The organism is Blautia sp. RTP21359st1_E11_RTP21359_211015, from assembly GCF_040910705.1.
Lineage (GTDB): Bacteria > Bacillota > Clostridia > Lachnospirales > Lachnospiraceae > Blautia_A > Blautia_A fusiformis.
In genome coordinates this window covers 19,795-43,122 of the sequence record NZ_JBDGAB010000004.1, presented here as the reverse complement: position 1 = coordinate 43,122, position 23,328 = coordinate 19,795, and the positions used below count along the sequence as shown (strand labels likewise).

The window sequence follows — 23,328 nt, the reverse complement described above, 5'->3', positions numbered from 1 at the left end:
CTTGAAATTACATCATTCCCATTCCCGGGTTTGGTGCCGGAGCAGGAGTATCCTCTTTGATCGTAGAAACTACAGCCTCTGTTGTAAGAAGTGTAGATGCAACACTTGTTGCGTTCTGAAGTGCACTTCTTGTAACCTTTGCAGGATCAAGGATTCCATTTTCAACCATGTTTACATATTTCTCATTCAGAGCATCAAAGCCTGTACCTACCTCAGACTCTCTTACCTTGTTGATGATAACAGCGCCTTCCAGTCCTGCGTTTGCAGCAATGTGGAACAACGGAGCCTCAAGGGCTTTCAGGATCACATAAGCACCTGTCTTCTCATCTCCCTCAAGTGTTGTTGCAAGCTTTGCAACCTCTTTGGAAGCATGGATGTAAGCAGATCCGCCGCCTGCGATGATACCTTCCTCAACAGCTGCTCTTGTTGCTGCAAGAGCATCCTCAAGACGAAGCTTTGCTTCTTTCATCTCTGTCTCAGTAGCAGCACCTACACGGATAACAGCTACGCCGCCTGCCAGTTTTGCAAGTCTTTCCTGAAGTTTTTCTTTATCAAACTCGGATTTTGTCTCCTCGATCTGCGCACGGATCTGAGCAACACGTTTTGCGATGGCATCTTTATCGCCAAGACCGTCAACGATAACTGTATTCTCTTTCGCAACCTTAACGGATTTTGCACGTCCGAGCTGCTCCATTTTAGCTTCCTTCAGATCAAGACCGAGCTCGTCAGAGATCACCTGTCCACCTGTCAGGATCGCAATATCCTGAAGCATCTCTTTTCTTCTGTCTCCATAGCCAGGTGCTTTAACAGCTACTACCTGGAAGGTTCCTCTCAGTTTGTTAACGATCAGGGTTGTGAGAGCCTCACCCTCAACATCTTCTGCAATGATGAGAAGCTTTGCACCAGCCTGAACAACCTGCTCAAGAAGCGGAAGGATCTCCTGGATGTTGCTGATCTTCTTATCTGTGATCAGAATATACGGATCATCAAGAGTTGCCTCCATCTTCTCCATATCTGTAGACATGTATGCGGAAATATATCCACGGTCAAACTGCATACCTTCAACAAGGTCAAGCTCTGTATGCATGGTCTTGGACTCCTCAACAGTGATAACACCATCCTTGGAAACCTTCTCCATAGCGTCTGCAACCAGCTGTCCAACCTGCTCATCACTTGCAGAGATTGCGGCTACATTAGCGATCTGAGCTTTTCCGTTGATTGCCTGGCTCATGTTCTTGATTGCTTCTACTGCAACATCTGTTGCTTTTTTCATTCCTTTTCTGAGGATGATCGGGTTCGCTCCTGCTGCCAGGTTCTTCATTCCCTCATGTACCATTGCCTGTGCAAGTACGGTTGCTGTTGTAGTACCATCACCAGCTACATCGTTTGTCTTGGATGCAACCTCTTTGATGATCTGAGCACCCATATTCTCGAATCCGTCCTCAAGCTCGATCTCTTTTGCAATGGAAACACCATCGTTTGTGATAAGCGGAGCACCGAAAGATTTGTCAAGTACTACATTTCTTCCTTTCGGTCCAAGTGTTACTCTTACTGTATCTGCAAGTTTATTTACACCAGCTTCAAGTGCTGCTCTTGCTTCTGCGCCATATTTGATCTCTTTTGCCATGATAAAATGACCTCCTATTTATATTGATATACGATAAGATGTTTATATTATTTAATGATTGCCAGGATATCTTCCTGCTTTACAATAATATAATCCGTTCCATCCATCTTTACTTCTGTTCCTGCATATTTGGAATAGATAACAGTATTTCCGACTTCTACTTCCATTTTTACTTCTTTCCCGTTTACAACTCCGCCAGGTCCAACTGCAATAACCTCTGCCTGCTGTGGTTTCTCCTGTGCCTGTCCCGGAAGCACGATTCCGGATGCTGTTGTCTCTTCTGCTTCAACCTGTTTTAATACTACTCTGTCGCCTAAAGGTACTAACTTCATGATCTATGTTCCTCCTTTATAAGTTCCATCTTCGCCTGCTAGCACTCACTTTATACGAGTGCTAATCACTATGGCTATATTAGTGAATTTCACATATTTTCGCAACCCTTTTAAGATATGGTTTTTCTGTATTATTCTGGTTTTATCTCTTTTATACTCTTGTTTTCTCTTGTTTTCTTAATTTCATTATTTATTTTGATTTTATGAAACAGACAAAAAAGAGACTCCCACGCTAGCGGGAAGTCTCTTTTGTCACGTTCTTTATCTTATATCAAGCATCTGACAGTGCTGATCACATTATGCCTTCTTGCTTCTCTGTGCTTTTATTTCCTCAAGCTCATCAAAGATCACTTCATTAAGAACTTTAATGTAAGTTCCCTTCATACCGGATGAACGGGATTCGATCACACCTGCACTCTCGAATTTACGCAGTGCATTTACGATCACGGATCTGGTGATACCTACACGGTCAGCGATCTTGCTGGCAACCAAGATACCCTCATCCCCATCCAGCTCATCAAAAATATGGATGATCGCCTCAAGTTCTGAGAAGGACAGTGTACTGAATGCTGATTTAACGATCTGCTGTTTTCTGTCTTCTTCTGCGTTCTCGTCATGAACCGCACGCATCATTTCCAGGCCAACAACTGTTGTACCATACTCGCTGACGATAATATCCTCAATATCATAGGGATGATCATTGCGATACATGAATAACGTTCCCAGTCTCTCACCTGCAATATCGATCGGATTCACGATTCCCTGATAATTTCCGGGTACATGCTCAAAGCCAAGTGTCTGGAGATTGACATTCTCCTTTGTGGAAAGAACACCAAGAAATCTCTCATTCAATAACGGGTCGATATGTCCGCCGATCTTGTCATCGATCAGCTCTGTGATCTCATCCACACCCGGGCAGATACTGACTCCCAGAACCTTACCTTTCTTACTGAGTACCAGGATATTGGAACTTAAGGTTTCCATGAGCACCTGGCAAATGTCGTTAAACACTACCTTGCTTGAGCTGCTGTTATGCAGAAGCTTATTGATTTTTCTAGTTTTATCTAGCAACTGAACGCTCATTTTTCCTCCTTTCACTTTCGTACCTTGAAAGAAATCGTTTTTCTAGTCTAATATTACACGTTATTCTGGAAATTTACAAGACTTTTTTATATTTTTTTATTTTTAACGGGATTTTCTGAAAATTGGTGGAAAAGCATTTATTCAATCAATCTTCATCTTTTGGTTTTTGTTCCACATATCCGCAGGTTTCCTGGCTGCAAACCAGCTTATTTCCCTTTTCGAGCATATAATTACCACATTTCGGACATTTCTTTGCAGAAGGTTTCTGCCAGGACATAAAATCACATTCCGGATTATTCTCACATCCGTAATATTTTCTGCCTTTTTTCGTTTTTTTCATGACAATTTCGCCGCCGCACTTCGGACATGCAACACCGATCTTCTCATAATATGGTTTTGTATTACGGCAGTCCGGAAATCCGGGGCATGCAAGAAATCTTCCATGAGGACCGTACTTGATCACCATGTTGCGGCCACAGTTGTCACAGATCACATCCGTAACCTCATCCTGTATATCAACTTTCTCAAGCTCTTTCTCAGCCTCATCCACATCATGCTTCAGATCCGGATAGAAGTTACGTACAACCGTTTTCCACTGTACGGTACCTGCTTCCACGCAGTCCAAAAGCCCCTCCATAGTTGCTGTAAAGTTTACATCCACAATACTTGGAAAAGCCTGTTTCATAATATTATTAACAACCTCTCCAAGCTCTGTGACGTAAAGATTTTTCTGTTCCTTGGATACATAGCGTCTGCTGATGATCGTTGTGATGGTCGGCGCATACGTACTCGGACGTCCGATTCCAAGCTCTTCCATAGTCTTTACAAGTGAAGCCTCTGTGTAATGTGCCGGCGGCTGTGTAAAATGCTGCTCCGGCTTCAATTCTTTCAGCTTCAGCTCCATCCCCTTTTCCAGACTTTGACTTAAAACATTGCCCTTTTTGTCATCGCCTTCTTCTGTGTACACAGACATAAAGCCATCAAAGGCAACCTTGGATGCTGCAACCGTGAACACATACTCACCTGCTCCGATCTTGACAGACGTGGTCTCATAACGTGCCGGTGCCATTCTGCTCGCCGCAAAACGTCTCCAGATCAGCTGATATAAACGGAACTGATCCCTGGTCAGGGATTCCTTCACCAGAACTGGTGTCCTCGCAATATCTGTAGGACGGATCGCCTCATGAGCATCCTGTATCTTCTGTCCGTTTTTGATCGCCTTCTCTGTCTGAGAAACATAATCCAAACCATACTGCTCAGAAATATAAGTTCTTGCTGCTGCATCTGCTTCCTCTGAAATTCGAGTAGAATCTGTACGCAGATAGGAGATCAGACCTACCGTACCACTGCCTTTTACATCCACACCTTCATATAGCTGCTGTGCCAGGCGCATAGTCTTCTGCGTAGAAAAATTCAGTGTCTTGGCAGCTTCCTGCTGCAGAGTACTTGTGGTAAACGGAAGGGGAGCGTTTTTGATCCTCTCACCTTTTTTTACTTCTGTGATCTCATATTTACAGTCTTCCAGACTTTTCAGAATCTCATCCATTTCCTGACGGTTTCTGATCGGAAGTTTTTTATCTGTTCCATAGAACTTGGCTGTCAACGGTTTCTTCTCACCCTTTACCTGAAATTCACCCTCCAGGCTCCAGTATTCTTCAGGAATGAATGCATTGATCTCATCTTCTCTGTCACAGATGATACGCAGTGCCACAGACTGTACACGGCCTGCACTTAAGCCTCTTTTTACCTTGGCCCAGAGCAGCGGACTGATGGTATAACCTACCATACGATCCAGCATACGCCTGGCCTGCTGTGCATCTACCAGATTCATGTCCAGTTCCCTGGCCTGCTTGATGGACGCCTTAACTGCTGTTTTTGTTACTTCATTAAATGTGATCCTGTGCATCTTTGCAGTATCTGTCTTCAAAGCCTGCATCAGATGCCAGGAAATTGCTTCTCCCTCACGGTCAGGGTCAGTTGCAAGATAGATCTTATCTGCTTTTTTTGCTTCTTTACGAAGTTTTGCAAGAAGCTCACCTTTTCCTCGTATTGTGATATACTTCGGTTCAAAATCATTGTCCACGTCAATACCAAACTGGCTCTTGGGAAAATCCCTCACATGACCGTTGGACGCTTCTACTGTATAATTTGCCCCCAGAAATTTCTTTACTGTCTTCATTTTAGCAGGTGACTCTACTATCACCAGATTTTTGGCCATTTTACCTCTCCTAATCTCATTCTGCCTTCCTGTCCGGCTTAAAAACTCCTGCTAAATCTCCGGGCAAAAAAGCATTTATTCAAGTCTGATATAATACTGTCTCCCGGTTTCCTTCACAAGCCCCATCAAAATAAGCTGTCCCAGGATCCCGGCTGTTTTTCCCGGTGAAAAACCGGTTTTTCTGATAATATGATCCAGATTTTTTGGTCGTAAATCGAGACAACTATACACCAAATCCAAATCCGTTGCAAGTCCTAACTTGCTTTTTTCAGACAAATTTGTCTTTTTTTTCACAGATAATCCCCACTCATCCAGAAGTATTTCCGGAGAGTATGCAATTCCTGCTCCGTCGTAGATCAGCTTGTGACAGCCTCTGCTCAGCGCATCATTTACTGCTCCCGGAATGGCGTATACCATCTTCCCCTGTTCCAGTGCACAGGCAGCTGTGATCAGTGATCCGCTCTTTTCTTTTGCTTCCACCACAAGCACCAGATCTGCCAGTCCGCTGATGATCCGGTTCCTTGCCGGAAAATAATATGCCCTGCCTTTGGTACCTGGTTCATATTCGCTGATGATCCCTCCGTTTTTTTCGGGGATCCTCCGGTAAATACCTCTGCTGGATGAAGGATAACAGATGTCCACACCATTTCCCAGCACGGCAAAGGTCGGGGTACCACCTTCCAGAGCACCCTTGTGGCCCTCAGCATCAATGCCGGCCGCCATACCGCTGATCACCTGTACACCATGTTCGCTTAAGAATTTTCCGTAATTAAAGGCCTGTATCCGTCCGTAAGGACTGCACAGCCTTGCTCCCACGATTGCCGCTGTAGGTTTGGCATCATCCGGAAAGCTTCCAATGTAATATAATTGTTTTGGCATACCGGGAAGTTCCTTAAGTCTTGCCGGATAAACACTACTGTCCTTCCGGGCACACTGGATCCTTGTTTGCTGTATTTCTTCCATATAAAATACCTTCCTTTTTTCTGTTTTATGACCAGTATTTCTTGTCATATGCCCGGTAAGCCAACGCCTCGCAGATATGTTCTTCCTTTATCTTTTCGGAAGATTCCATATCCGCGATGGTCCTGGCCGTTTTCAGGATCTTATGATATGCTCTGGTACTGAATTGAAACTGCTCATATGCCTGCTCCAGAAGTTTGTCTGCCCCTCCCGTCATTACACAGTATTTCTCCAGTTTTCTTCCGTCAAGCTCCCCATTGAAGCAAAATTTTTCCTTTTTGTAACGTTCTCTCTGGATCTCCTGTACTGCTTCCACTCTCTTTCTTATTTGCGCAGAGGATTCCCCTGCAATTTTCTTTTTCATTTTTGAAAAACTCACTGCCGGAACTTCTGTGCAGATATCAATACGCTCCAGGAGAGGCTGGCTGATCTTTCCAAGATAATGCGTGATCTCCCCTGATGTACAGCGACATCTGTTCATATCCGGGTAAAATCCGCAGGGACAGGGATTCATCGCTGCCGCCAGCATAAAACTGGCCGGAAAAATATAAGTTCCGGCAGCTCTGGACAGATGGATCTCCTTATCTTCCAGCGGCTGACGCAGGATCTCCAGGCTTTTTCTGGAAAATTCCGGCATCTCATCCAGAAAAAGAACACCTCTGTGTGCAAGAGTGATCTCCCCCGGCCCCGGTATCCTGCCGCCACCTGCCAAAGCCTGAGGGGAACTTGTATGATGCGGACTTCGAAAAGGCCTCTGCCGGATCAGCGGATCTTTTTCCGTGAGAAGTCCTGCCACACTGTATACCTTGGTAATCTCCAGGCTTTCCTCAAATGTCATCTCCGGCATAATGGTCGGCAGACGTCTTGCCAGCATGGTCTTTCCGGATCCTGGCGGTCCGATAAAAAGAATATTATGAAAACCGCTCACTGCGATCTCTGCCGCCCGCCTGGCTCCTTCCTGCCCGCAGATGTCCGCAAAATCAACCTTTGGTATTTCCGGTTTGTTTTCTGTTTTTTCTTTTTCCTGATACGCAGCTGTATAAGTGTTTGGGTCTCTCAGACACCGGATCATGTCATTCAGACTTTTTACTCCAAACACCGGCATATCCTTCACCAGATTCCCCTCCCGGATGTTTTCCTCCGGAATAACGCAAAAGCGTAAGCCCAGCTCTCTTGCGCGGATCACCCGAGGCAAAACTCCGGCAACCCCATGGATCTCTCCATTCAGACTGATCTCTCCTACGATCATAACTCCTTCCAGAAGATCCGGTTCCAGAATTCCGGCAGCCGCAAGTACTGCAGCCGCCACAGGCAGATCAAAACCGGCTCCTTCCTTTTTCATATCGGCAGGTGCAAAATTTACAGTTACTTTTTTTGGTGGCAGACAAAGCCGGTTGTTCTTAAATGCAGTCCGGACTCTTTCCTGGGCCTCTCTCACCTGGGCAGAGGGAAATCCTACCATAGCAAAAGAAGGCAGACCATCACTGACATCTGCCTCAACCTGGATCTCACGTACTTCCATTCCGTAGATCGCTGCTGATAAAACACTCGCAAACAAATACATTCCTTTCTGCGAAAAAAACGGATCCCGATCTTCCATCTTTTCGTCTTTTCAGGTCAGGCGGATATTCGAAATCCGCATTGGTTAAAAACAAGGGAATTTTCAGATAGACATTTTCTGAATTTTAGAAGATAATAAATTTAGTATAGTCCATTTTGCTCTCTTTTGCAAGGGTGCATTTCGTTCTGTTTTATACTTTCAATAGAAAGAAGAGGTGAGCACAATGAAATTTCAGCGTATTCAGGATTTACGTACAGACGCGGATCTGTCCCAGAGAGAATTAAGTGAGATTCTTCATATCAGTCAGCGTTCTTATTCCCATTATGAAACGGGATCCCGTAATATTCCTATCGAAATGCTTATCCGGCTGGCAAATTATTACGACACCAGCATCGATTATCTCGTCGGCCGCACAGACCGCAAAAAAATGATCAAATAAAGAGATCCCCGGAAATGTGGAACAGTTTCGGGAATTCCTGTATCGGGATTCCCTGATTGCCAAAATCCGGGGATTCTTTATTTTACCGTGTTTTATTTTTTTTGATCATTCCGTATAATAGGTTTCTTCTTCTCCGTGGGGAATCTCATATTCTTCTGTATTCTCATCAGAAGAATCTTCACTGCTTTCGCTGTAGGATTCCTGTTCATAGGAATTTTCGTTGCTTTCATTATAGGAAGCATCTTCTTCGGAATTTTCGGATACTTCCAGGGATGGCTCCTGCCGGGTCATAATAGACTCTGTTTTCGGATAGGTCAGAGATCCATCTCCCCGTTCATATGTTTTTACCTTCACATAAAGCTCACCACTTTTATCGAAAACAAACTCTCCTTTTGCCTTATTCCCTTCGGAATCCTTAAAACGGAACTGTGTGGCATTTCCTGCTACCTCTGCAGTCACATCTGCTTCTGCGGTCATGGAAGGATCTTTTCCATTCACTCTCTTATAGGTAAAGGAAACAGATTTCAGACTGATATCATAAATATCGATCGTTGTCAGCCCGTCTTCGCTGTACCAGATCCCTTGATAATTTTCCGGTTCAAATGCCGGAAGGATTGTCGGGACCGGTGTCAATGACGGTGTCGGTGTCGCTGTCGGAACCGGTGTTGCTGTTGCTGCCGGAGTTGCTGTCACCTCCGGAATACTGTCCAATGCAGCCAATGCGGCCTCTCTTCGTTGTTCTTTTTCCACCTTATCCCTGTGGGAAACATACAGCATCCCTCCAAGTCCTGCCAGAATAAACAGAATGATCAACAGGATCAGAACTGCTCTCAGCCGTTTTTTTCTTCTTTTGTTTTTTCTCATCTGCATTACCTCTGTTTACTATAGCATACAGGAAACCCTTCTTGTATTTCTCAATTCTGCTTATTTTTTCTCTTTGATGATACCTTTTCTGTAAGCTTCCAGAAGCTGGATCAGCTCACTGATCCTTTCCTTCAGAGCAGTTCCGGTATCGGTATCACCGACCAGTGTACGTTTGTTATTGTAGTGAACCGCCACCCTGTTGGAAACAATATCCTGCTCCTTGGCTACCGCTTCTTCCGCAGAAGTAAAAGGCTCATGAGCAGACAGGATCAGCCCGTAGGAGTTATAAACCAGTGTATAACCGGCAATCCCCGTAACCTTCTGATATGGTCTGGAAAAACCGCCGTCGATCACAAGAACTTTGCCATTGCATTTTACAGGACTCTCTCCCTCACTCTGGTGAACCGGCACATGCCCGTTGATGATGTGACCTTTTTCCGGATCCAGTTCGAATTCACGGAGCAGATCATCTACAACCTCCTCATTTTCCAGAAGATGATAGTAGGCATTTTTAGTTTCTTTATGTGTTTCCTTATCTTTAATAAAATAACGTTCAAAGGTGGTCATCTTGTCTTTTCCGAACAGCGGTGAATTCGGAGCTGCCCAGATATACCACATAATATCCCTGCCTTTACGCTTTTCATCCTCATTTACAGAGAAAAACGCCCGGCGCACATAAGTCTCAAGAACATCGTACAATTCTTTTCCTTTGTAGGTTTTTCCATAAATCTGGACTTCTTTCAGACTTCCATCCTCATTAAGTGGAATACTTCCATGGAACAGAAGATTTCCATTATAAGTTTTATAAAGGCCTCCCTTGTCCAGAAGAAGCCGGACATGATTCTGCAGTTTCTCGCAGTTTCGGAACGCGGAATCCAAGCGTTCCATTACATCCTTTTCCTCTGTAGTAAGTTCATATGGCTTTTTCCAGTCAATAGTAGGAAAATATGTATCGGTCAGCGGATATTCTTTTCCGTCCGGAAGTGTGATCATTCCCTTTTTCGGATCGATCCTATGAAGCAAACAACGCTTTTCCATATGGAATTCTTTGTGCCGGCGGATCAGCTGCCCCTCCAGCTTAAACTGGATAATGGCAATAGCCTTGTGCATTTTCCGTCCAAGCTCTTCTTCCAGAATACTATAGTTATTGGCATCTCCCTTCATCTCAAAAGCAGTACATGGATCATCCTTATAAGCCTCCATTGCAAAGGTTGCCAGAGGCATGAGATTGATCCCATATCCATCCTCAAGAATATCCATATTTCGGTAACGTATGCTGTTCCGGATCACCGTTGCAATGCAGGCTTTCTGTCCTGTAGCAGCTCCCATCCAGACCACATCATGATTTCCCCACTGGATATCCAGCGAATGATATTTCATCAAACGATCCATGATGAAATGCGGGCCCGGACCTCTGTCATAAATATCTCCCAGCACATGAAGATGATCCACAACAAGACGCTGGATCAGTTCTGCCAGGGCAATGATAAAATTCTCTGCCCGGCCGATCTCAATGATCGTATTGACGATGGCATCGTAATATGCTTCTTTGTCCAGAACTTCCGCTTTCTCTGTGATCAGCTCCTCGATCACATATGCATAGTCTGCAGGAAGTGCCTTACGGACCTTGGAACGGGTATATTTGGATGCCGTTGTCTTGCATACTTCGATCAGACGATAAAGTGTGATCTTGTACCAGTTCTCCATGTCTTCTTCCTGTTTTTTTACAACCTCCATCTTTTCCTTCGGATAATAGATCAGTGTGGCAAGAGAACGTTTGTCGCTGTTGCTTAAGGTATGTCCGAATACATCATCGATCTTTTTTCGTACAGCCCCTGATCCATTCCGAAGAACATGGGAAAACGCATCGTATTCTCCATGAATGTCCGACATGAAATGCTCGGTACCTTTCGGAAGGTTTAATATAGACTGCAGATTGATGATCTCTGTTGAAGCCTTTGCTATAGTAGGATACAGCTCCGCAAGTCGCTGCAGGTATCTTAATTCTTCTTTTTTCATAGTATCTGGTATCCTCCTGGGAGTTCTCACTGCCAGATCAGCCTTCAGGATAAACGGCAGTATTTTTTATTTATTGTAAGCCCTTCCGGTATCATATATCAACCCGTAAAATCAAACAGTGACATCTGATTGGACTGCGGGATATCTCCGAAAAGATCCATATCATCCATCAGATCGATAACGGTCTTGCTGACCTTGGTACGATCACGGAAATCATCCTTGGAAAGGAATCTGCCTTTTGCGGCAGCATCCACAACTGCCTCTGCTGCCTTATCTCCAAGACCCTCTATGGTATCCAGAGCAGGCATCAGTTTATCTCCGATGATCTGGAACCGGTGTGCCTTTGCCTTATAAAGATCGATCGGCACAAAATCAAAACCTCTGGCGTACATTTCCTGTACGATCCTCATATCCTTCAGTGTATCCTGTTCCTTCTTGGATGCCTCATCACCTTTTTTCCGGATCTCCGCCATATAATATTCCAGACGTTCTTTTCCCATGCACATCAGTTCATAGGAAAAGGAAGTGGCACGGATACTGAAAAATGCTGCATAATAAGCCAGTGGATGAAACACTTTATACCAGGCGATACGATACGCCATCATAACATAGGCTGCCGCATGGGCTTTCGGGAACATGTACTTGATCAGCTTACAGGACCAGATATACCAGTCCGGAACATCATGCTCTTTCATAGTCTGGATCCATTCCTCACGAAGCCCCTTTCCCTTACGGACACTCTCCATGATGGTAAACGCCAGACCACTTTCCACTCCTTTTCCGATGAGATAGATCATAATATCATCTCGCGTACAGATTGCTGTGGAAATGGTAGCTGTACCATTCTGGATCAATACCTGGGCATTTCCAAGCCATACATCCGTGCCGTGGGAAAGTCCAGCAATACGTACCAGGTCGGAAAAATATTTCGGCTTGGTATCGATCAACATCTGCATGGCAAAGTCTGTACCAAACTCCGGGATCCCGAGGCATCCCAGCCTGCAGCCGCCGATATCCTCCGGGCTGATCCCCAGAGCCTGCGTTCCCGCAAACAGGGACATGACATCTCTCTGGTCCAGCGGAACTGTTCTTGCACTGATGCCGGTCAGATCCTCCAGCATACGAATCATGGTCGGATCATCGTGTCCAAGTATATCAAGCTTCAGAAGATTTCCGTCAATGGAATGGTAATCAAAATGTGTGGTGATGATATCACTGTTCACATCATTGGCTGGGTGCTGCACAGGTGTAAATTTCTCAATCTCCTCACCCATAGGCAGTACGATGATACCTCCTGGATGCTGGCCAGTGGTACGGCGGACACCGGTACAGCCCTTCACGATACGGTTGATCTCACAGTAACGCTTGTGCTGCCCCCGTTCCTCATAATAGTTCTTCACATAACCAAATGCGGTTTTTTCCGCAAGGGTACCAATGGTTCCCGCCTTAAAGGTCTGCCCTTTTCCGAAGATAACCTCTGTATACCGGTGAGCATTGGCCTGATATTCACCGGAAAAGTTCAGGTCGATATCCGGCTCCTTATCACCTTTAAAACCAAGGAATGTCTCAAAAGGAATATCAAAGCCTTCCTTGTTCATCCTGGCACCGCATTTCGGACAGATCTTATCCGGCATATCACATCCTGCCATACCCGCGTATTTTTTCACCTCAGGGGAATCAAAATCACTGTATTTACAGTCCGGATTCGGACAGAGATAATGAGGCGGCAGAGGGTTTACCTCCGTGATACCGGACATGGTCGCTGCCAGAGAAGAACCTACAGAACCACGGGATCCAACCAGATAGCCGTCCTCATTGGATTTCCACACAAGCTTCTGTGCAATGATATACATTACCGCATAACCATTGGAGATAATAGAATTCAGCTCCCTGTCCAGACGGTCCTCCACGATCTTCGGCAACGGATCTCCGTACATTTCGTGGGCCTTCGTGAAACAGATATTCTTAAGATCCTGCTCGGAGTTCTCAATGACCGGTGGAAATTTATCCGGATGGATCGGTGATATCTTCTCGATCATATCCGCGATCTTATTGGTATTGGTGATCACCACTTCTTCCGCCTTTTCACTTCCCAGATATGAAAATTCCTCCAGCATTTCCTCCGTTGTACGAAGATAAAGCGGGGCCTGGTTATCTGCATCAGAAAATCCGTTTCCTGCCATGATGATCCGTCGGTAAACCTCGTCCTGAGGATCCATAAAATGCACATCACAGGTGGCAACCACCGGTTTTTTGAACTGTTCTCCAAGTTTTACGATCTTCCGGTTTATCTCTTTTAAGTCTTCCTCAGAATTGATCATATCATGTTTTTCATCCGCAAGCATAAACGCATTGTTCCCAAGAGGCTGGATTTCCAGATAGTCATAAAAATTTACCAGTCTGGCGATCTCCTGATCCGGTGCATTGCGAAGAAGTGCCTGATAAAGCTCTCCTGCCTCGCAGGCACTTCCCACCAGAAGGCCTTCCCTGTATTTTTCCAGCACGCTTTTGGGAACCCTTGGTCTTCTGTGATAGTACTTTAAATGGGACTGGCTTACCAGCTTGTACAGATTGATCCTTCCGGTCTCATTTCTTGCAAAAACAATAGCATGGTATGTGGGCAGCTTTCGGATGGTATCCGGTGAAACCGCACCCTGCCTGTTCATCTCATCCACATCAAAAATATCTCTTTCTTCCAGCATCTTTACAAACCGCACAAAAATCTCTGCGGTACATGCCGCATCATCCACAGCTCTGTGGTGATGATCAAGAGAAACACCTACTGCCTTGGCTACCGTATCCAGTTTAAAACGGTTCAGGGCAGGAAGAAGGAATCTAGCCATACCAACGGTATCCACATAAGTAAAATCATCCGAAATCCCCTGCCGTTTACAGTTTTCAATAATAAAGCTCATATCAAAGTCCGCATTATGGGCCACCATCACGCAGCCCTCACAGAATTCCAGGAATTTCGGCAGTACTTCCTCTATCAAAGGTGCATCCAGGACCATGGAATCATTGATGCTTGTCAGCTGCTCAATACGGAACGGAATGGGCACTTCCGGGTTTACAAAGGTGGAAAAACGATCTGTGATCTGTCCTTTTTCCACTTTTACCGCGCCAATCTCAATGATCCTGCAGGTTAGTGCTGAGAATCCCGTAGTCTCAATATCAAAAACAACAAAATCTCCATCCAGCCGCTGCCCTTTGGAATTGGTGACCATACCCTTCAGATCGTCTACCAGATACGCTTCCATTCCATAGAGCACCTTAAAATCAGACTCCTTTGGAACACAACCGCCCCAGGCATCAAAGCAGTGATTTGCCTCCGGGAAGGACTGCACCACGCCATGATCCGTGATAGCGATAGCCTTATGTCCCCACTCATAGGCACGTTTTACCAATGCCTTTGCATCGCTGACACCATCCATATCGCTCATCTTGGTGTGACAGTGAAGCTCCACACGCTTCTGAGGACTGGTATCCATTCTTGTGCTGGTAAAATTGGCGATTTTCTTGATACCTGTAATATTTCCAATAGTAAGCTCACTGTCAAAACGGTCAATGGTGGTAACTCCCTTCAGCTTCAGGAATGCGCCTTTTTTTACACTTTCCGTCACTTCCGGAACCTGCTCGTTACGCAGAAACATCTTCACAACAATACTGTCCGTAAAATCGGTCACAGGGAAGATCAGGATCGTTTTCTCATTTCGGATCTCACGAGCTTCCACATCCATAACCTGACATCGGATGATAACCTCACCCATCTCACCGGTAATGCTCTCCAGCGGAATCGTTTCTCCATCAAAATCTCTGCCGTAAACCACATCCGGATTGCTGTCCCTGCGGAATCCGAAGCTGCCGCGGAAATCCCCCTTCTGAACCTTCTGCTGTTTTTTGTCAACGGATTTCTTCTCGTTTGTCTTTTCGCCGCTCTTATCTCCAGAGGTTTTCTTTGTCTCTTCCCTGGCTGTATCCTCCTGCTTCGGTTCGCTTTCCTGATCCCCGCTGAGTTTGGCATGCTTCAGGACATTTTCCACTTCCTGTTTGATCTGAAGTGCAGCATTTTTCCGGTATTTACTCTCTTTCACTTCCACAAAATCCAGTTCCACTTTCAGATCCATACCGCAGCGTTCACAGAAAACCTTATGAAAATATTCAACAAGTATTTCGCTTTTCTGTCTGGAAATAACCGTATCCGGAAGCTCCATACGCAAGGTATCTTTTCCTGTAAAAATGATTTTTGATCTACGGAACAGATTGTACTCCAGCATGTTATAGTTGCGCAGCTCCATCTCCATACTGGAGCGGTAGCTTTCCAGAAAGTTCTCCGGTGTATACTGCTCGGAAAGATGAAATTTTTCCACAACTGTTACAGTCATGGGAATCCCCGGAAAGCATTGCCGCTCGATCTCATCCTCCAGCGCAAAAATATTCTTCTTGTGTATCCAGCGGCTGCTTTCGATATAAACCCTCAGATGAGTTCTTCCGGGGTTCATGGAAACCTTTGTCACAAATACCATGTCCAGAAGTTCTTCCAGCTCTTTCTTCACTTTAAGATGCGGAAATACATCAAAAAAATCTTTCTCCATTATGACTCCTGCTCATTCCAGGTAAGAAGTTCCTGACGAAGTGTATCCAGAAGATCCATTTCCGGTACTTTTTTTACAACATCTCCATGCCGGATCAGAAGACCAACACCATCGCCTCCTGCAATTCCAAGATCTGCTTCCTTCGCCTCTCCCGGTCCATTTACCACACAGCCCATAACCGCAACCTTAATATCAAGAGGAATATCCTGTACCATAGTCTCTACCTGGTTTGCAAGGCCGATCAGATCGATTTTTGTTCTTCCGCAGGTCGGACAGGAAACAACCTCCACGCCTCCTTTGCGAAGTCCCAGCGTTTTCAGGATCCTTTTGGCTGATTTCACTTCTTCCAGCGGCGCGCCTGTCAGAGAAACACGGATGGTATCTCCGATTCCCTGATACAGGATGATCCCAAGTCCGATAGCTGATTTGATATTTCCCGAATACAGAGTTCCTGCTTCTGTAATTCCCACATGAAGAGGATACTGTGTTTTTTCTGCGATCAGTTCATGGGCTCTGGCGCACATGAGAACATCAGAAGATTTGATGCTGATCACAAGATTGTCATATCCCATCTCTTCAATGATGTGCACCTTATCAAGAGCACTCTCCACAAGTCCTTCGGCTGTAACACCGTGATATTTTTCTACCAGTTCTTTTTCAAGGGAACCGCTGTTTACTCCTACACGAATAGGGATATTCCGTTCCTTTGCTGTATCCACAACTGCCTGGATTCTCTCTTTGGAACCGATATTTCCCGGATTGATACGGATCTTGTCCGCACCGTTCTCCATGGCTGCAATGGCAAGGCGATAATCAAAATGGATGTCCGCAACCAGCGGAATATGGATCTGTTTTTTGATCTGGGATAAAGCCTTCGCAGCTTCCATAGTAGGAACTGCGCAGCGGATAATATCACAGCCTGCTTTTTCCAGTGAAAGGATCTGCGCAACCGTTGCTTCTACATCTTCAGTTTTCGTATTGGTCATGGACTGGATAAGGATCGGATTTCCTCCTCCGATAACACGATTTCCAATTTTTATTACTTTTGTATGATCTCTGTACATAAAAATCTCCTTTATGAATCCTGAAAGGCAGGTGTCTTCAAACGCCCTGCCTTTCCTTTCCGAACTATCTTTTTACTCTTACTCCTAACGTCGGATCTCCAGCAGCTTTGTTTTCAGTTCGTTTTCCATACGTCTCATATCTGCCTCTGCTGCCTGACGTTTTTCACGGCCTTCCTGCTGGATCTTCATCACATCATCCAGTGTCTGGATCAGTTCCTGATTGGTTTTTTTCAGAGTTTCAATATCTACAATACCACGCTGGGATTCCTTTGCAGTTTCCACAGATGCCAGGTGAAGCGTTTCCGCATTTTTCTTCAGAAGTTCATTGGTAAAATCCGTAACCTGCCGTTGTGCCTGTGCGGCTTCTGTGGAGTGCGCGATCCCTAGAGCCAGCACCATCTGGCTTTTCCAGAGAGGAATGGTATTTACAATGGTTGTCTGGATCTTCTCGATCATCGTCGTATCATTGTTCTGGATCATGCGGATCTGCGGTGCAGTCTGCATAGAAATGGTTCTGGTAAGCTCCAGATCATGAAGCTTTTTCTCAAAGCGGTCACATTTGCTTTCCAGATCATTGGCAGCCTGTGCATCTTCCGGAAGTCCGCTTGCCGCTGCCTTCTGATGCAATTCGTTGAGCTTGCCTTCTCTGACTTCCCTAAGCTTCTTTTTACCCGCAAGAATGTACATGGAAAGTTCTTTAAAATATGCAAGGTTCTGCTCATACATTTTATCCAGCACGGCAGAATCTTTCATCAGACGCATCTGGTGCTGCTCCAGAGCTTCCGTGATCTTCGTCACATTTCCCTCGGCCTTTGTGTAACGGTTTTTCAGAGTTTCCACCTTCGCTGTCTGTTTTTTGAAAAAACCGAAAAATCCCTTTTCCTCTGTGGCATCAAAATCCTTCAATTCTCCTACCACATTTGCAAGAAGCTCTCCTGCCTCCCCAAGATCCTGTGTCTTCACATTTACCAGCGCTGCATCAGAAAAATCTGCCATCTTCTTCTGAGTGCCGGCTCCGTACTGCAGGATCTGGTTTGTATTTTCAATATCGATCTTTGCTGCAAAGTCTTCTACGATTTTCTGTTCCTGGGGAGATAACACCGGTTCCTCTACTGCAGGCTCCTGGGGTTTCTCCGGTTCTTTTTTTGCAATTTCTTCTTTTTCTTCCGTGAGATCCGGTTCCAAAGTCAGCACCGGTGCTTCTACCTCAAAGTCTTTAAATTCTTCTCCCATAAGCATTCTCCTTGATCAGCTGTACCTTCCGGCAGATGTCTGTATTCCAGCTTCTGATCTGCTCGTTGTACTTATTTCATTTCCGCATTCTGTTTCATTTTTTCGAAATCATCCTCTGTCAGTCCCTCCTGTGCCAGAACCGTATGCAGCACAGAAATATCGGTGGATACATCCCATGCGGTATCCCGGAATATGGAATCCAGAAGTTTCTCAAAAGCAATATTCAGTGTATCAATGGTTTCTTCAATTTCTTTCTTGGAAGCCGTGATATTCTCGCCCTGTACAGGCTGTCCATCCATATCCTCATAAGCATCCAGAAGCTTCACAGTCATGGGCAGATAGTAATCCATCATTTTCTTAAGATCCGGAATCACCTCCGGATGCTCTCCTGCACGCTCAAAAATTTTCTGAACGATCATTTCCATCCTGGAAATCTTTGCGGAAATTTCTTCCCCGGGAATGGCGTCATTGCTCTCACGGATCTTTACCAGAAATTCATTTCCTTTTCTCAGGACTTCCTGGGCTTCCGGACTCATATTCTCCTCCAGCTGAACCTTAGGATCTGCTTCCTGTTTACGAAGCTCCAGCTGCTTCTGTGTTTCCAGATACTGCTGATAGGTCTCATTGCTGGTGATCAGACAGGTTCCCTGCTCATCCACATGGCCTTCCAGAAACCAGCCCTTCTGGATCATTCTGCTGATATCTTTTTTTACAAATTTCTCGTTCTTTCCTGCTGCCTGGGCAAGCTTCTGAAAATTACAGTAGGTGTGGTCTCCCAGCGCACGGATATATTTCTGGAAACGTCCCAGTCTTCCGAGACGGCTTGTTCCTGCTCCCAAAAGAGCACCGCCACCTGCTGCGCCTGCACACATCACTCCAAGCACACCTGCTGCAAGTGCACCGCTGTGTCCAATGCCCATCCAGATCAGAAGCACCATGGCTCCAAGCCCCATGCCACTTAAAAGTATCCCACCGGAAACTGCCATCATCATGCCTTTGAGATTCTCACCGGTAGTCTTTCCGTAGAGCAGTTCCGACTGTTTCCTTACAGCCTGCTGCTTTGCTTTTCTGCTTCTTCCGTAATAAGGGCTCTGGTATGTATAGCTTTTCTTACGGAATTCCGGATCAGCACCCGGATCAAACACGGAATTCAGCGCATTTTTCAGCGCTTCGCTTCCAGAATCAATGGCCTTATTTACTGTCTGGTTGATCGTATGGCTTAATTCGTGATAGCTGTTTGAATTCACTGCATTATCTACAATATCCTGAATCTTTTTTCCAAGGTCTTCAAATTCGTGATTGTCCATTTTTCCCTCCAGTCTATAGATAATTTTTATTATATCGAAATCATATTAAAATTACAAGCAAATGAAAAAAAGGAACAAAAACTATTGAAGTCATCACGTAAAAGTTTTACAATGGTAAAAAGTAAAAATTGTAAACGGAGGAATCGTTATGGAAAAAAAGAACATCGACTGGTCCAGCATCGGATTCGCTTACATGCCAACCGACTACAGATACGTGTCTAATTTTAAAGATGGAAAATGGGATGAGGGTACTTTAAGCACAGACCCTAATATCGTACTCAACGAGTGTGCTGGTGTGCTTCAGTATTCTCAGAGTGTATTCGAGGGTCTGAAGGCATACACAACAGAAGACGGACATATCGTTACTTTCCGTCCTGACCTGAACGCAGAGCGTATCGCTGCATCTGCGGCAAGACTTGAAATGCCGGTATTCCCGAAGGAAAGATTTATCGACGCTGTTGAGCAGGTTGTTAAGGCAAATGCTGCATGGGTTCCGCCATATGGTTCCGGCGCAACACTTTATCTTCGCCCGTACATGTTTGGTTCCAACGCCGTGATCGGTGTTAAACCGGCTGACGAATATCAGTTCCGTATCCTTACAACACCGGTTGGTCCGTACTTTAAAGGCGGCGCCAAACCGATCACGATCCGTGTCAGCGACTATGACCGTGCCGCACCTTGCGGAACCGGTAACATCAAGGCTGGCCTGAACTACGCAATGAGCCTTCATGCTATCGTAGATGCTCACAAACAGGGCTTTGATGAGAACATGTACCTTGATCCCAAGACTCGTACAAAAGTTGAGGAGACAGGCGGAGCAAACTTCATCTTCGTTACTAAAGACGGCAAGGTTGTAACACCGAAGTCTGACAGCATCCTTCCTTCCATCACACGTCGTTCTCTGATCTACGTTGCAAAGGAGTACCTTGGACTGGAAGCTGAAGAGCGTGAGGTCTACTTCGATGAGGTTAAAGATTTTGCAGAGTGTGGTCTTTGCGGTACTGCTGCAGTTATCTCTCCTGTCGGAAAGATCAATGATCACGGCAAAGAAATCTGCTTCCCAAGCGGAATGGAAAAAATGGGTCCGGTCATCCAGAAGCTGTACGACACACTGACCGGTATCCAGATGGGACGCATCGAAGCACCGAAGGGATGGATCCACGTAATCGAGTAATTACCGGATTTTCGTCATTATACATAACATTAAGCACCAAAAAACAGACCGCCGTATTTTTTTCGGTGGTCTGTTTTTTTATTATTTCTTCATTGTTTTTCTGTACAAAGCGGGCATTCTCATTCTGCTTTATGATCTGTGCTCACATTATCTATCTTTTCTCTCGTATTTCACAAACGCATATTCCAGATCAAAGTATGTCTGTTCTTCACTCTCCGCTGTGATCTCCCAGTCCGGGTCCTCATCCAGGTTTGGGAAATACGCATCCGCTTCATATGCAAAATCGATTTTTGTCACATGAGCTGTATCACAGTACGGGAGCATCTGTTTGTAAATACTGTCTCCGCCGATACAGTACACATCCTCTGCCGGATATTTCTCCACTTCCTTCAGTGCTTCCTCGATACTGTGAACGATCACCGCACCTTTTACCTGATAATCCCTGTTGCCGGTGATCACAATGTTGGTTCTGTTTTTCAGAGGAAGTCCGTTTGGAAAAGACTCCAGTGTTTTTCTTCCCATAACAACCACTTTTCCTGTAGTTTCCTCACGGAACATCTTCATATCTGCCGGAATACTTACCAGAAGTTCATTATTTCTTCCGATTCCCCAGTTTTTATCTGCTGCAACAATAATATTCATTCTTTCTTCCTTTCTTTATGCAATTATACTGCAATGGGAATATTTTTGATCTGTGGCCATGTCTCATAATTCTCCACGATCAGATCATCGGTGGTGAATTTATAAAAATCCTTTATCTCCGGATTCAGTTTTACTGTCGGTGCAGGATACGGTTTTCTGGAGATCAGTTCTTTAATTACCGGAATATGACGATCATAAATATGGCAGTCTGCGATCACATGAACAAGCTCTCCGGCTTCCATATCGCAGGCCTGTGCGATCATCATGAGAAGAAGAGAATACTGACACACATTCCAGTTGTTTGCAGCCAGGATATCCTGAGATCTCTGGTTCAGCACCGCATTAAGGACCAGCTTGTCTTTTCCGGGTTCCTTGGTTACATTGAAAGTCATGGAATAGGCACATGGGTAAAGATTCATCTCGTGGAGATCCTGATGTACATAAATATTGGTCATGATCCTTCTGCTGTACGGATTGTTCTTAAGATCAAAAAGAACTCTGTCTACCTGATCCATCATTCCCTCTTTATACTGATGCTTCACACCTAACTGATAGCCGTAGGCTTTTCCGATGGAACCGTTCTCATCTGCCCAGCTGTCCCAGATGTGGCTGTGAAGATCATGGATATTATTGGATTTCTGCTGCCAGATCCATAGAATCTCATCCATTGCACTCTTTAACGCTGTTTTTCTTAAAGTCAGTGCCGGAAACTCCTTCCGGAGATCATAACGGTTCACAACACCAAATCTCTTGATGGTATAAGCCGGAGTTCCATCCTCCCACACAGGACGTACCTTCTCACCTTCTGTGCTGGTTCCGTTTTCTATGACATCTTTGCACATGTCAATAAATATATTATCTGCAAGACTCATTTGTTAATTTCCTCCTGTAATTTTCTTCTATTCGATCCCGGGCTGCTTTTTTCTTAAAAATGCCCCTGAAATTTATTTTATATTCTAACACATTTCAGTCCTTACTGTCCACTTCCCCTTTAACCTCCTATCCCATTTAACCTTCTTTCCCTGTTTTTCCTTTTCCCTGTTCTTTTTCTGTATTTTTCTGGACTTTTCCATGCGGGAGTGCTATATTAAGAGCCATGAAAATACTGATTACATTATTAAAACCTTTTTCTTTTGCACCTGCGATCCTGATGATGTGCGTGATTTACTCTTTTTCCGCACAGACCGGAGATGTTTCCGGTGCCCTGAGCTACAAGATCAGCTACCAGATCGTAGAAACCAAAAACGAAATATTAGCTTCCGGCAAAAGCCTGGAACAGCTTTCCCAGGAAGCTGCCGGTATCGAATTTTATGTCCGTAAGGCTGCTCACATGACAGAATACTGCCTGTTGGCCATATCTATTTCCTTCCCCCTCTATGTATACGGAGTTCGGGGAATCTGGCTGATGCTCCTTGCCGGATTTGTATGTGTGGGATTTGCCGGACTTGATGAATACCACCAGTCTTTTGTAGAGGCCCGCGGACCTTCCGTAAGGGATGTAGGGATCGACAGCTGCGGAGCAATGATCGGAATTTTGCTGGTACAGGCATTCTGCTGGTCTACCTTACATACCCCCAACAGAAAAAAATCTCGAAAAAAACGCAGAAACGCGCAAAGACGCAGATAACTGTTTTGCGATCTGCCTGATCTAAAAAACGGAACATACATAAGGATTTTTTTGCCTTATGATGTTCCGTTTTTGCTATTACTAATCGTCATATCTCAGCAGGCATTTTACTCTCACCTGCATCCGGTTTTATTTTTCGTCTTTCTCCTCCGGTGCGTCATCCAGATTTTCCGCAAGATGCGCCCGCTCCGCAATTGACATTTTTTTCTTTGCCACAGTTTCCGGATTTTGAGAAGCTTCCTCTGCCGCTTTTTTCGCAGCAGCTTCTTCTATCTCATGTTTCTGTGCGCCAGCCTTTGCAAGATTACGGATCGCCATGATCAGAAGCACTGCTCCGATCACAACAAAAATACCTCCCGCTGCCAGAAATACCACACCGGAGTCTTCTGCTCCGCTTATGACACTGGCGCAAAGACGATATCCTGTATACACAAGATAGCCTCCTGCAAAGATCCACAGAAGACTGCTTCTTGTGGAAGAATTTCCCTGTCCGGAATTCTTTTCCTCAGCAGTTTCCTGCTGCAGCTCTTCCTTATTTTCTCTTTTCTGTTCTTCCATGATGTATTTCTGTCCTTTCTGATATCCT

The 23,328-nt window shown here is 45.1% G+C and carries 18 protein-coding genes; 3 read left to right on the top strand and 15 right to left on the bottom strand.

Features of this window, described 5'->3' with window-relative positions:
• Positions 1-7: 7 nt before the first annotated feature.
• The 6 genes from groL to AB5026_RS02285 form a co-directional block, all read right to left on the bottom strand.
• Positions 8-1,627 (bottom strand): chaperonin GroEL, encoded by a 1,620-nt coding sequence (groL, locus tag AB5026_RS02310; RefSeq protein WP_368212675.1) that lies wholly within the window; start codon positions 1,625-1,627, stop codon positions 8-10.
• A gap of 47 nt (positions 1,628-1,674) precedes the next feature.
• On the bottom strand, positions 1,675-1,959 hold the full coding sequence (gene groES, locus AB5026_RS02305; RefSeq protein WP_015524351.1) for a co-chaperone GroES: 285 nt from the start codon (positions 1,957-1,959) through the stop codon (positions 1,675-1,677).
• Between the two features lie 297 nt (positions 1,960-2,256).
• Positions 2,257-3,042, bottom strand: coding sequence for a GTP-sensing pleiotropic transcriptional regulator CodY (gene codY / locus AB5026_RS02300; protein WP_015524350.1), 786 nt, complete (start codon positions 3,040-3,042; stop codon positions 2,257-2,259).
• 145 nt (positions 3,043-3,187) lie between these two features.
• Positions 3,188-5,260: a type I DNA topoisomerase gene (topA, locus tag AB5026_RS02295; RefSeq protein ID WP_021651815.1), complete on the bottom strand. Its 2,073-nt coding sequence runs from the start codon at positions 5,258-5,260 to the stop codon at positions 3,188-3,190.
• 75 nt (positions 5,261-5,335) lie between these two features.
• The gene (gene dprA / locus AB5026_RS02290; RefSeq protein ID WP_368212673.1) at positions 5,336-6,223 is read right to left on the bottom strand and encodes a DNA-processing protein DprA; all 888 of its coding nucleotides are present in this window, start codon (positions 6,221-6,223) and stop codon (positions 5,336-5,338) included.
• Between the two features lie 25 nt (positions 6,224-6,248).
• Positions 6,249-7,784 carry a YifB family Mg chelatase-like AAA ATPase gene (locus tag AB5026_RS02285; protein WP_368212672.1) on the bottom strand — a complete coding sequence of 512 codons (1,536 nt, stop codon included), beginning with the start codon at positions 7,782-7,784 and terminating at the stop codon, positions 6,249-6,251.
• Between the two features lie 220 nt (positions 7,785-8,004).
• Between AB5026_RS02285 and AB5026_RS02280 the strand changes: the two genes are divergently transcribed.
• A complete protein-coding gene (locus tag AB5026_RS02280; protein WP_015524345.1) occupies positions 8,005-8,220 on the top strand; it encodes a helix-turn-helix domain-containing protein in 216 nt (71 codons plus the stop codon).
• A 105-nt stretch (positions 8,221-8,325) separates the two neighbouring features.
• Here the strand turns inward: AB5026_RS02280 and AB5026_RS02275 are convergent, their stop codons facing one another.
• From AB5026_RS02275 to AB5026_RS02250, 6 genes are all read right to left on the bottom strand, one after another.
• On the bottom strand, positions 8,326-9,084 hold the full coding sequence (locus AB5026_RS02275; RefSeq protein WP_368212669.1) for a hypothetical protein: 759 nt from the start codon (positions 9,082-9,084) through the stop codon (positions 8,326-8,328).
• A gap of 60 nt (positions 9,085-9,144) precedes the next feature.
• On the bottom strand, positions 9,145-11,103 hold the full coding sequence (locus tag AB5026_RS02270; protein WP_368212668.1) for a fructose-1,6-bisphosphatase: 1,959 nt from the start codon (positions 11,101-11,103) through the stop codon (positions 9,145-9,147).
• 98 nt (positions 11,104-11,201) lie between these two features.
• Positions 11,202-15,695 (bottom strand): PolC-type DNA polymerase III, encoded by a 4,494-nt coding sequence (locus tag AB5026_RS02265; protein WP_368212666.1) that lies wholly within the window; start codon positions 15,693-15,695, stop codon positions 11,202-11,204.
• Positions 15,695-16,759 (bottom strand): flavodoxin-dependent (E)-4-hydroxy-3-methylbut-2-enyl-diphosphate synthase, encoded by a 1,065-nt coding sequence (gene ispG, locus AB5026_RS02260; protein WP_237972624.1) that lies wholly within the window; start codon positions 16,757-16,759, stop codon positions 15,695-15,697. Before ispG ends, AB5026_RS02265 begins: the two co-directional genes overlap by 1 nt.
• A gap of 84 nt (positions 16,760-16,843) precedes the next feature.
• Complete coding sequence (locus AB5026_RS02255) at positions 16,844-17,992, bottom strand: toxic anion resistance protein (RefSeq protein WP_059085427.1); 1,149 nt, start codon at positions 17,990-17,992, stop codon at positions 16,844-16,846.
• 71 nt (positions 17,993-18,063) lie between these two features.
• Positions 18,064-19,299 (bottom strand): 5-bromo-4-chloroindolyl phosphate hydrolysis family protein, encoded by a 1,236-nt coding sequence (locus AB5026_RS02250; protein ID WP_022426634.1) that lies wholly within the window; start codon positions 19,297-19,299, stop codon positions 18,064-18,066.
• 148 nt (positions 19,300-19,447) lie between these two features.
• Here AB5026_RS02250 and AB5026_RS02245 point away from each other — a divergent pair, with 148 nt between their 5' ends.
• On the top strand, positions 19,448-20,473 hold the full coding sequence (locus AB5026_RS02245) for a branched-chain amino acid aminotransferase (protein WP_021651824.1): 1,026 nt from the start codon (positions 19,448-19,450) through the stop codon (positions 20,471-20,473).
• A gap of 147 nt (positions 20,474-20,620) precedes the next feature.
• On the opposite strand, the gene AB5026_RS02240 is transcribed toward AB5026_RS02245, so the two are convergent.
• Both AB5026_RS02240 and thyA read right to left on the bottom strand, forming a co-directional pair.
• The gene (locus tag AB5026_RS02240) at positions 20,621-21,115 is read right to left on the bottom strand and encodes a dihydrofolate reductase (RefSeq protein WP_015524334.1); all 495 of its coding nucleotides are present in this window, start codon (positions 21,113-21,115) and stop codon (positions 20,621-20,623) included.
• Between the two features lie 23 nt (positions 21,116-21,138).
• Positions 21,139-21,987 (bottom strand): thymidylate synthase, encoded by an 849-nt coding sequence (gene thyA, locus AB5026_RS02235; protein WP_015524333.1) that lies wholly within the window; start codon positions 21,985-21,987, stop codon positions 21,139-21,141.
• A 224-nt stretch (positions 21,988-22,211) separates the two neighbouring features.
• Here thyA and AB5026_RS02230 point away from each other — a divergent pair, with 224 nt between their 5' ends.
• On the top strand, positions 22,212-22,742 hold the full coding sequence (locus AB5026_RS02230; protein ID WP_022426633.1) for a VanZ family protein: 531 nt from the start codon (positions 22,212-22,214) through the stop codon (positions 22,740-22,742).
• Positions 22,743-22,871: 129 nt separating this feature from the next.
• Here AB5026_RS02230 and AB5026_RS02225 read toward each other — a convergent pair whose 3' ends face one another.
• The gene (locus tag AB5026_RS02225) at positions 22,872-23,300 is read right to left on the bottom strand and encodes a hypothetical protein (protein WP_022426632.1); all 429 of its coding nucleotides are present in this window, start codon (positions 23,298-23,300) and stop codon (positions 22,872-22,874) included.
• Between the last annotated feature and the right edge of the window lie 28 nt (positions 23,301-23,328).

What these genes read in the sequence shown, in the direction of transcription:
- groL (WP_368212675.1), bottom strand. Translation starts at nt 1,627, where the DNA reads ATGGCAAAAGAGATCAAATATGGCGCAGAAGCAAGAGCAGCACTTGAA.
- groES (WP_015524351.1), bottom strand. Translation starts at nt 1,959, where the DNA reads ATGAAGTTAGTACCTTTAGGCGACAGAGTAGTATTAAAACAGGTTGAA.
- codY (WP_015524350.1), bottom strand. Translation starts at nt 3,042, where the DNA reads ATGAGCGTTCAGTTGCTAGATAAAACTAGAAAAATCAATAAGCTTCTG.
- topA (WP_021651815.1), bottom strand. Translation starts at nt 5,260, where the DNA reads ATGGCCAAAAATCTGGTGATAGTAGAGTCACCTGCTAAAATGAAGACA.
- dprA (WP_368212673.1), bottom strand. Translation starts at nt 6,223, where the DNA reads ATGGAAGAAATACAGCAAACAAGGATCCAGTGTGCCCGGAAGGACAGT.
- AB5026_RS02285 (WP_368212672.1), bottom strand. Translation starts at nt 7,784, where the DNA reads ATGTATTTGTTTGCGAGTGTTTTATCAGCAGCGATCTACGGAATGGAA.
- AB5026_RS02280 (WP_015524345.1), top strand. Translation starts at nt 8,005, where the DNA reads ATGAAATTTCAGCGTATTCAGGATTTACGTACAGACGCGGATCTGTCC.
- AB5026_RS02275 (WP_368212669.1), bottom strand. Translation starts at nt 9,084, where the DNA reads ATGAGAAAAAACAAAAGAAGAAAAAAACGGCTGAGAGCAGTTCTGATC.
- AB5026_RS02270 (WP_368212668.1), bottom strand. Translation starts at nt 11,103, where the DNA reads ATGAAAAAAGAAGAATTAAGATACCTGCAGCGACTTGCGGAGCTGTAT.
- AB5026_RS02265 (WP_368212666.1), bottom strand. Translation starts at nt 15,695, where the DNA reads ATGGAGAAAGATTTTTTTGATGTATTTCCGCATCTTAAAGTGAAGAAA.
- ispG (WP_237972624.1), bottom strand. Translation starts at nt 16,759, where the DNA reads ATGTACAGAGATCATACAAAAGTAATAAAAATTGGAAATCGTGTTATC.
- AB5026_RS02255 (WP_059085427.1), bottom strand. Translation starts at nt 17,992, where the DNA reads ATGGGAGAAGAATTTAAAGACTTTGAGGTAGAAGCACCGGTGCTGACT.
- AB5026_RS02250 (WP_022426634.1), bottom strand. Translation starts at nt 19,299, where the DNA reads ATGGACAATCACGAATTTGAAGACCTTGGAAAAAAGATTCAGGATATT.
- AB5026_RS02245 (WP_021651824.1), top strand. Translation starts at nt 19,448, where the DNA reads ATGGAAAAAAAGAACATCGACTGGTCCAGCATCGGATTCGCTTACATG.
- AB5026_RS02240 (WP_015524334.1), bottom strand. Translation starts at nt 21,115, where the DNA reads ATGAATATTATTGTTGCAGCAGATAAAAACTGGGGAATCGGAAGAAAT.
- thyA (WP_015524333.1), bottom strand. Translation starts at nt 21,987, where the DNA reads ATGAGTCTTGCAGATAATATATTTATTGACATGTGCAAAGATGTCATA.
- AB5026_RS02230 (WP_022426633.1), top strand. Translation starts at nt 22,212, where the DNA reads ATGAAAATACTGATTACATTATTAAAACCTTTTTCTTTTGCACCTGCG.
- AB5026_RS02225 (WP_022426632.1), bottom strand. Translation starts at nt 23,300, where the DNA reads ATGGAAGAACAGAAAAGAGAAAATAAGGAAGAGCTGCAGCAGGAAACT.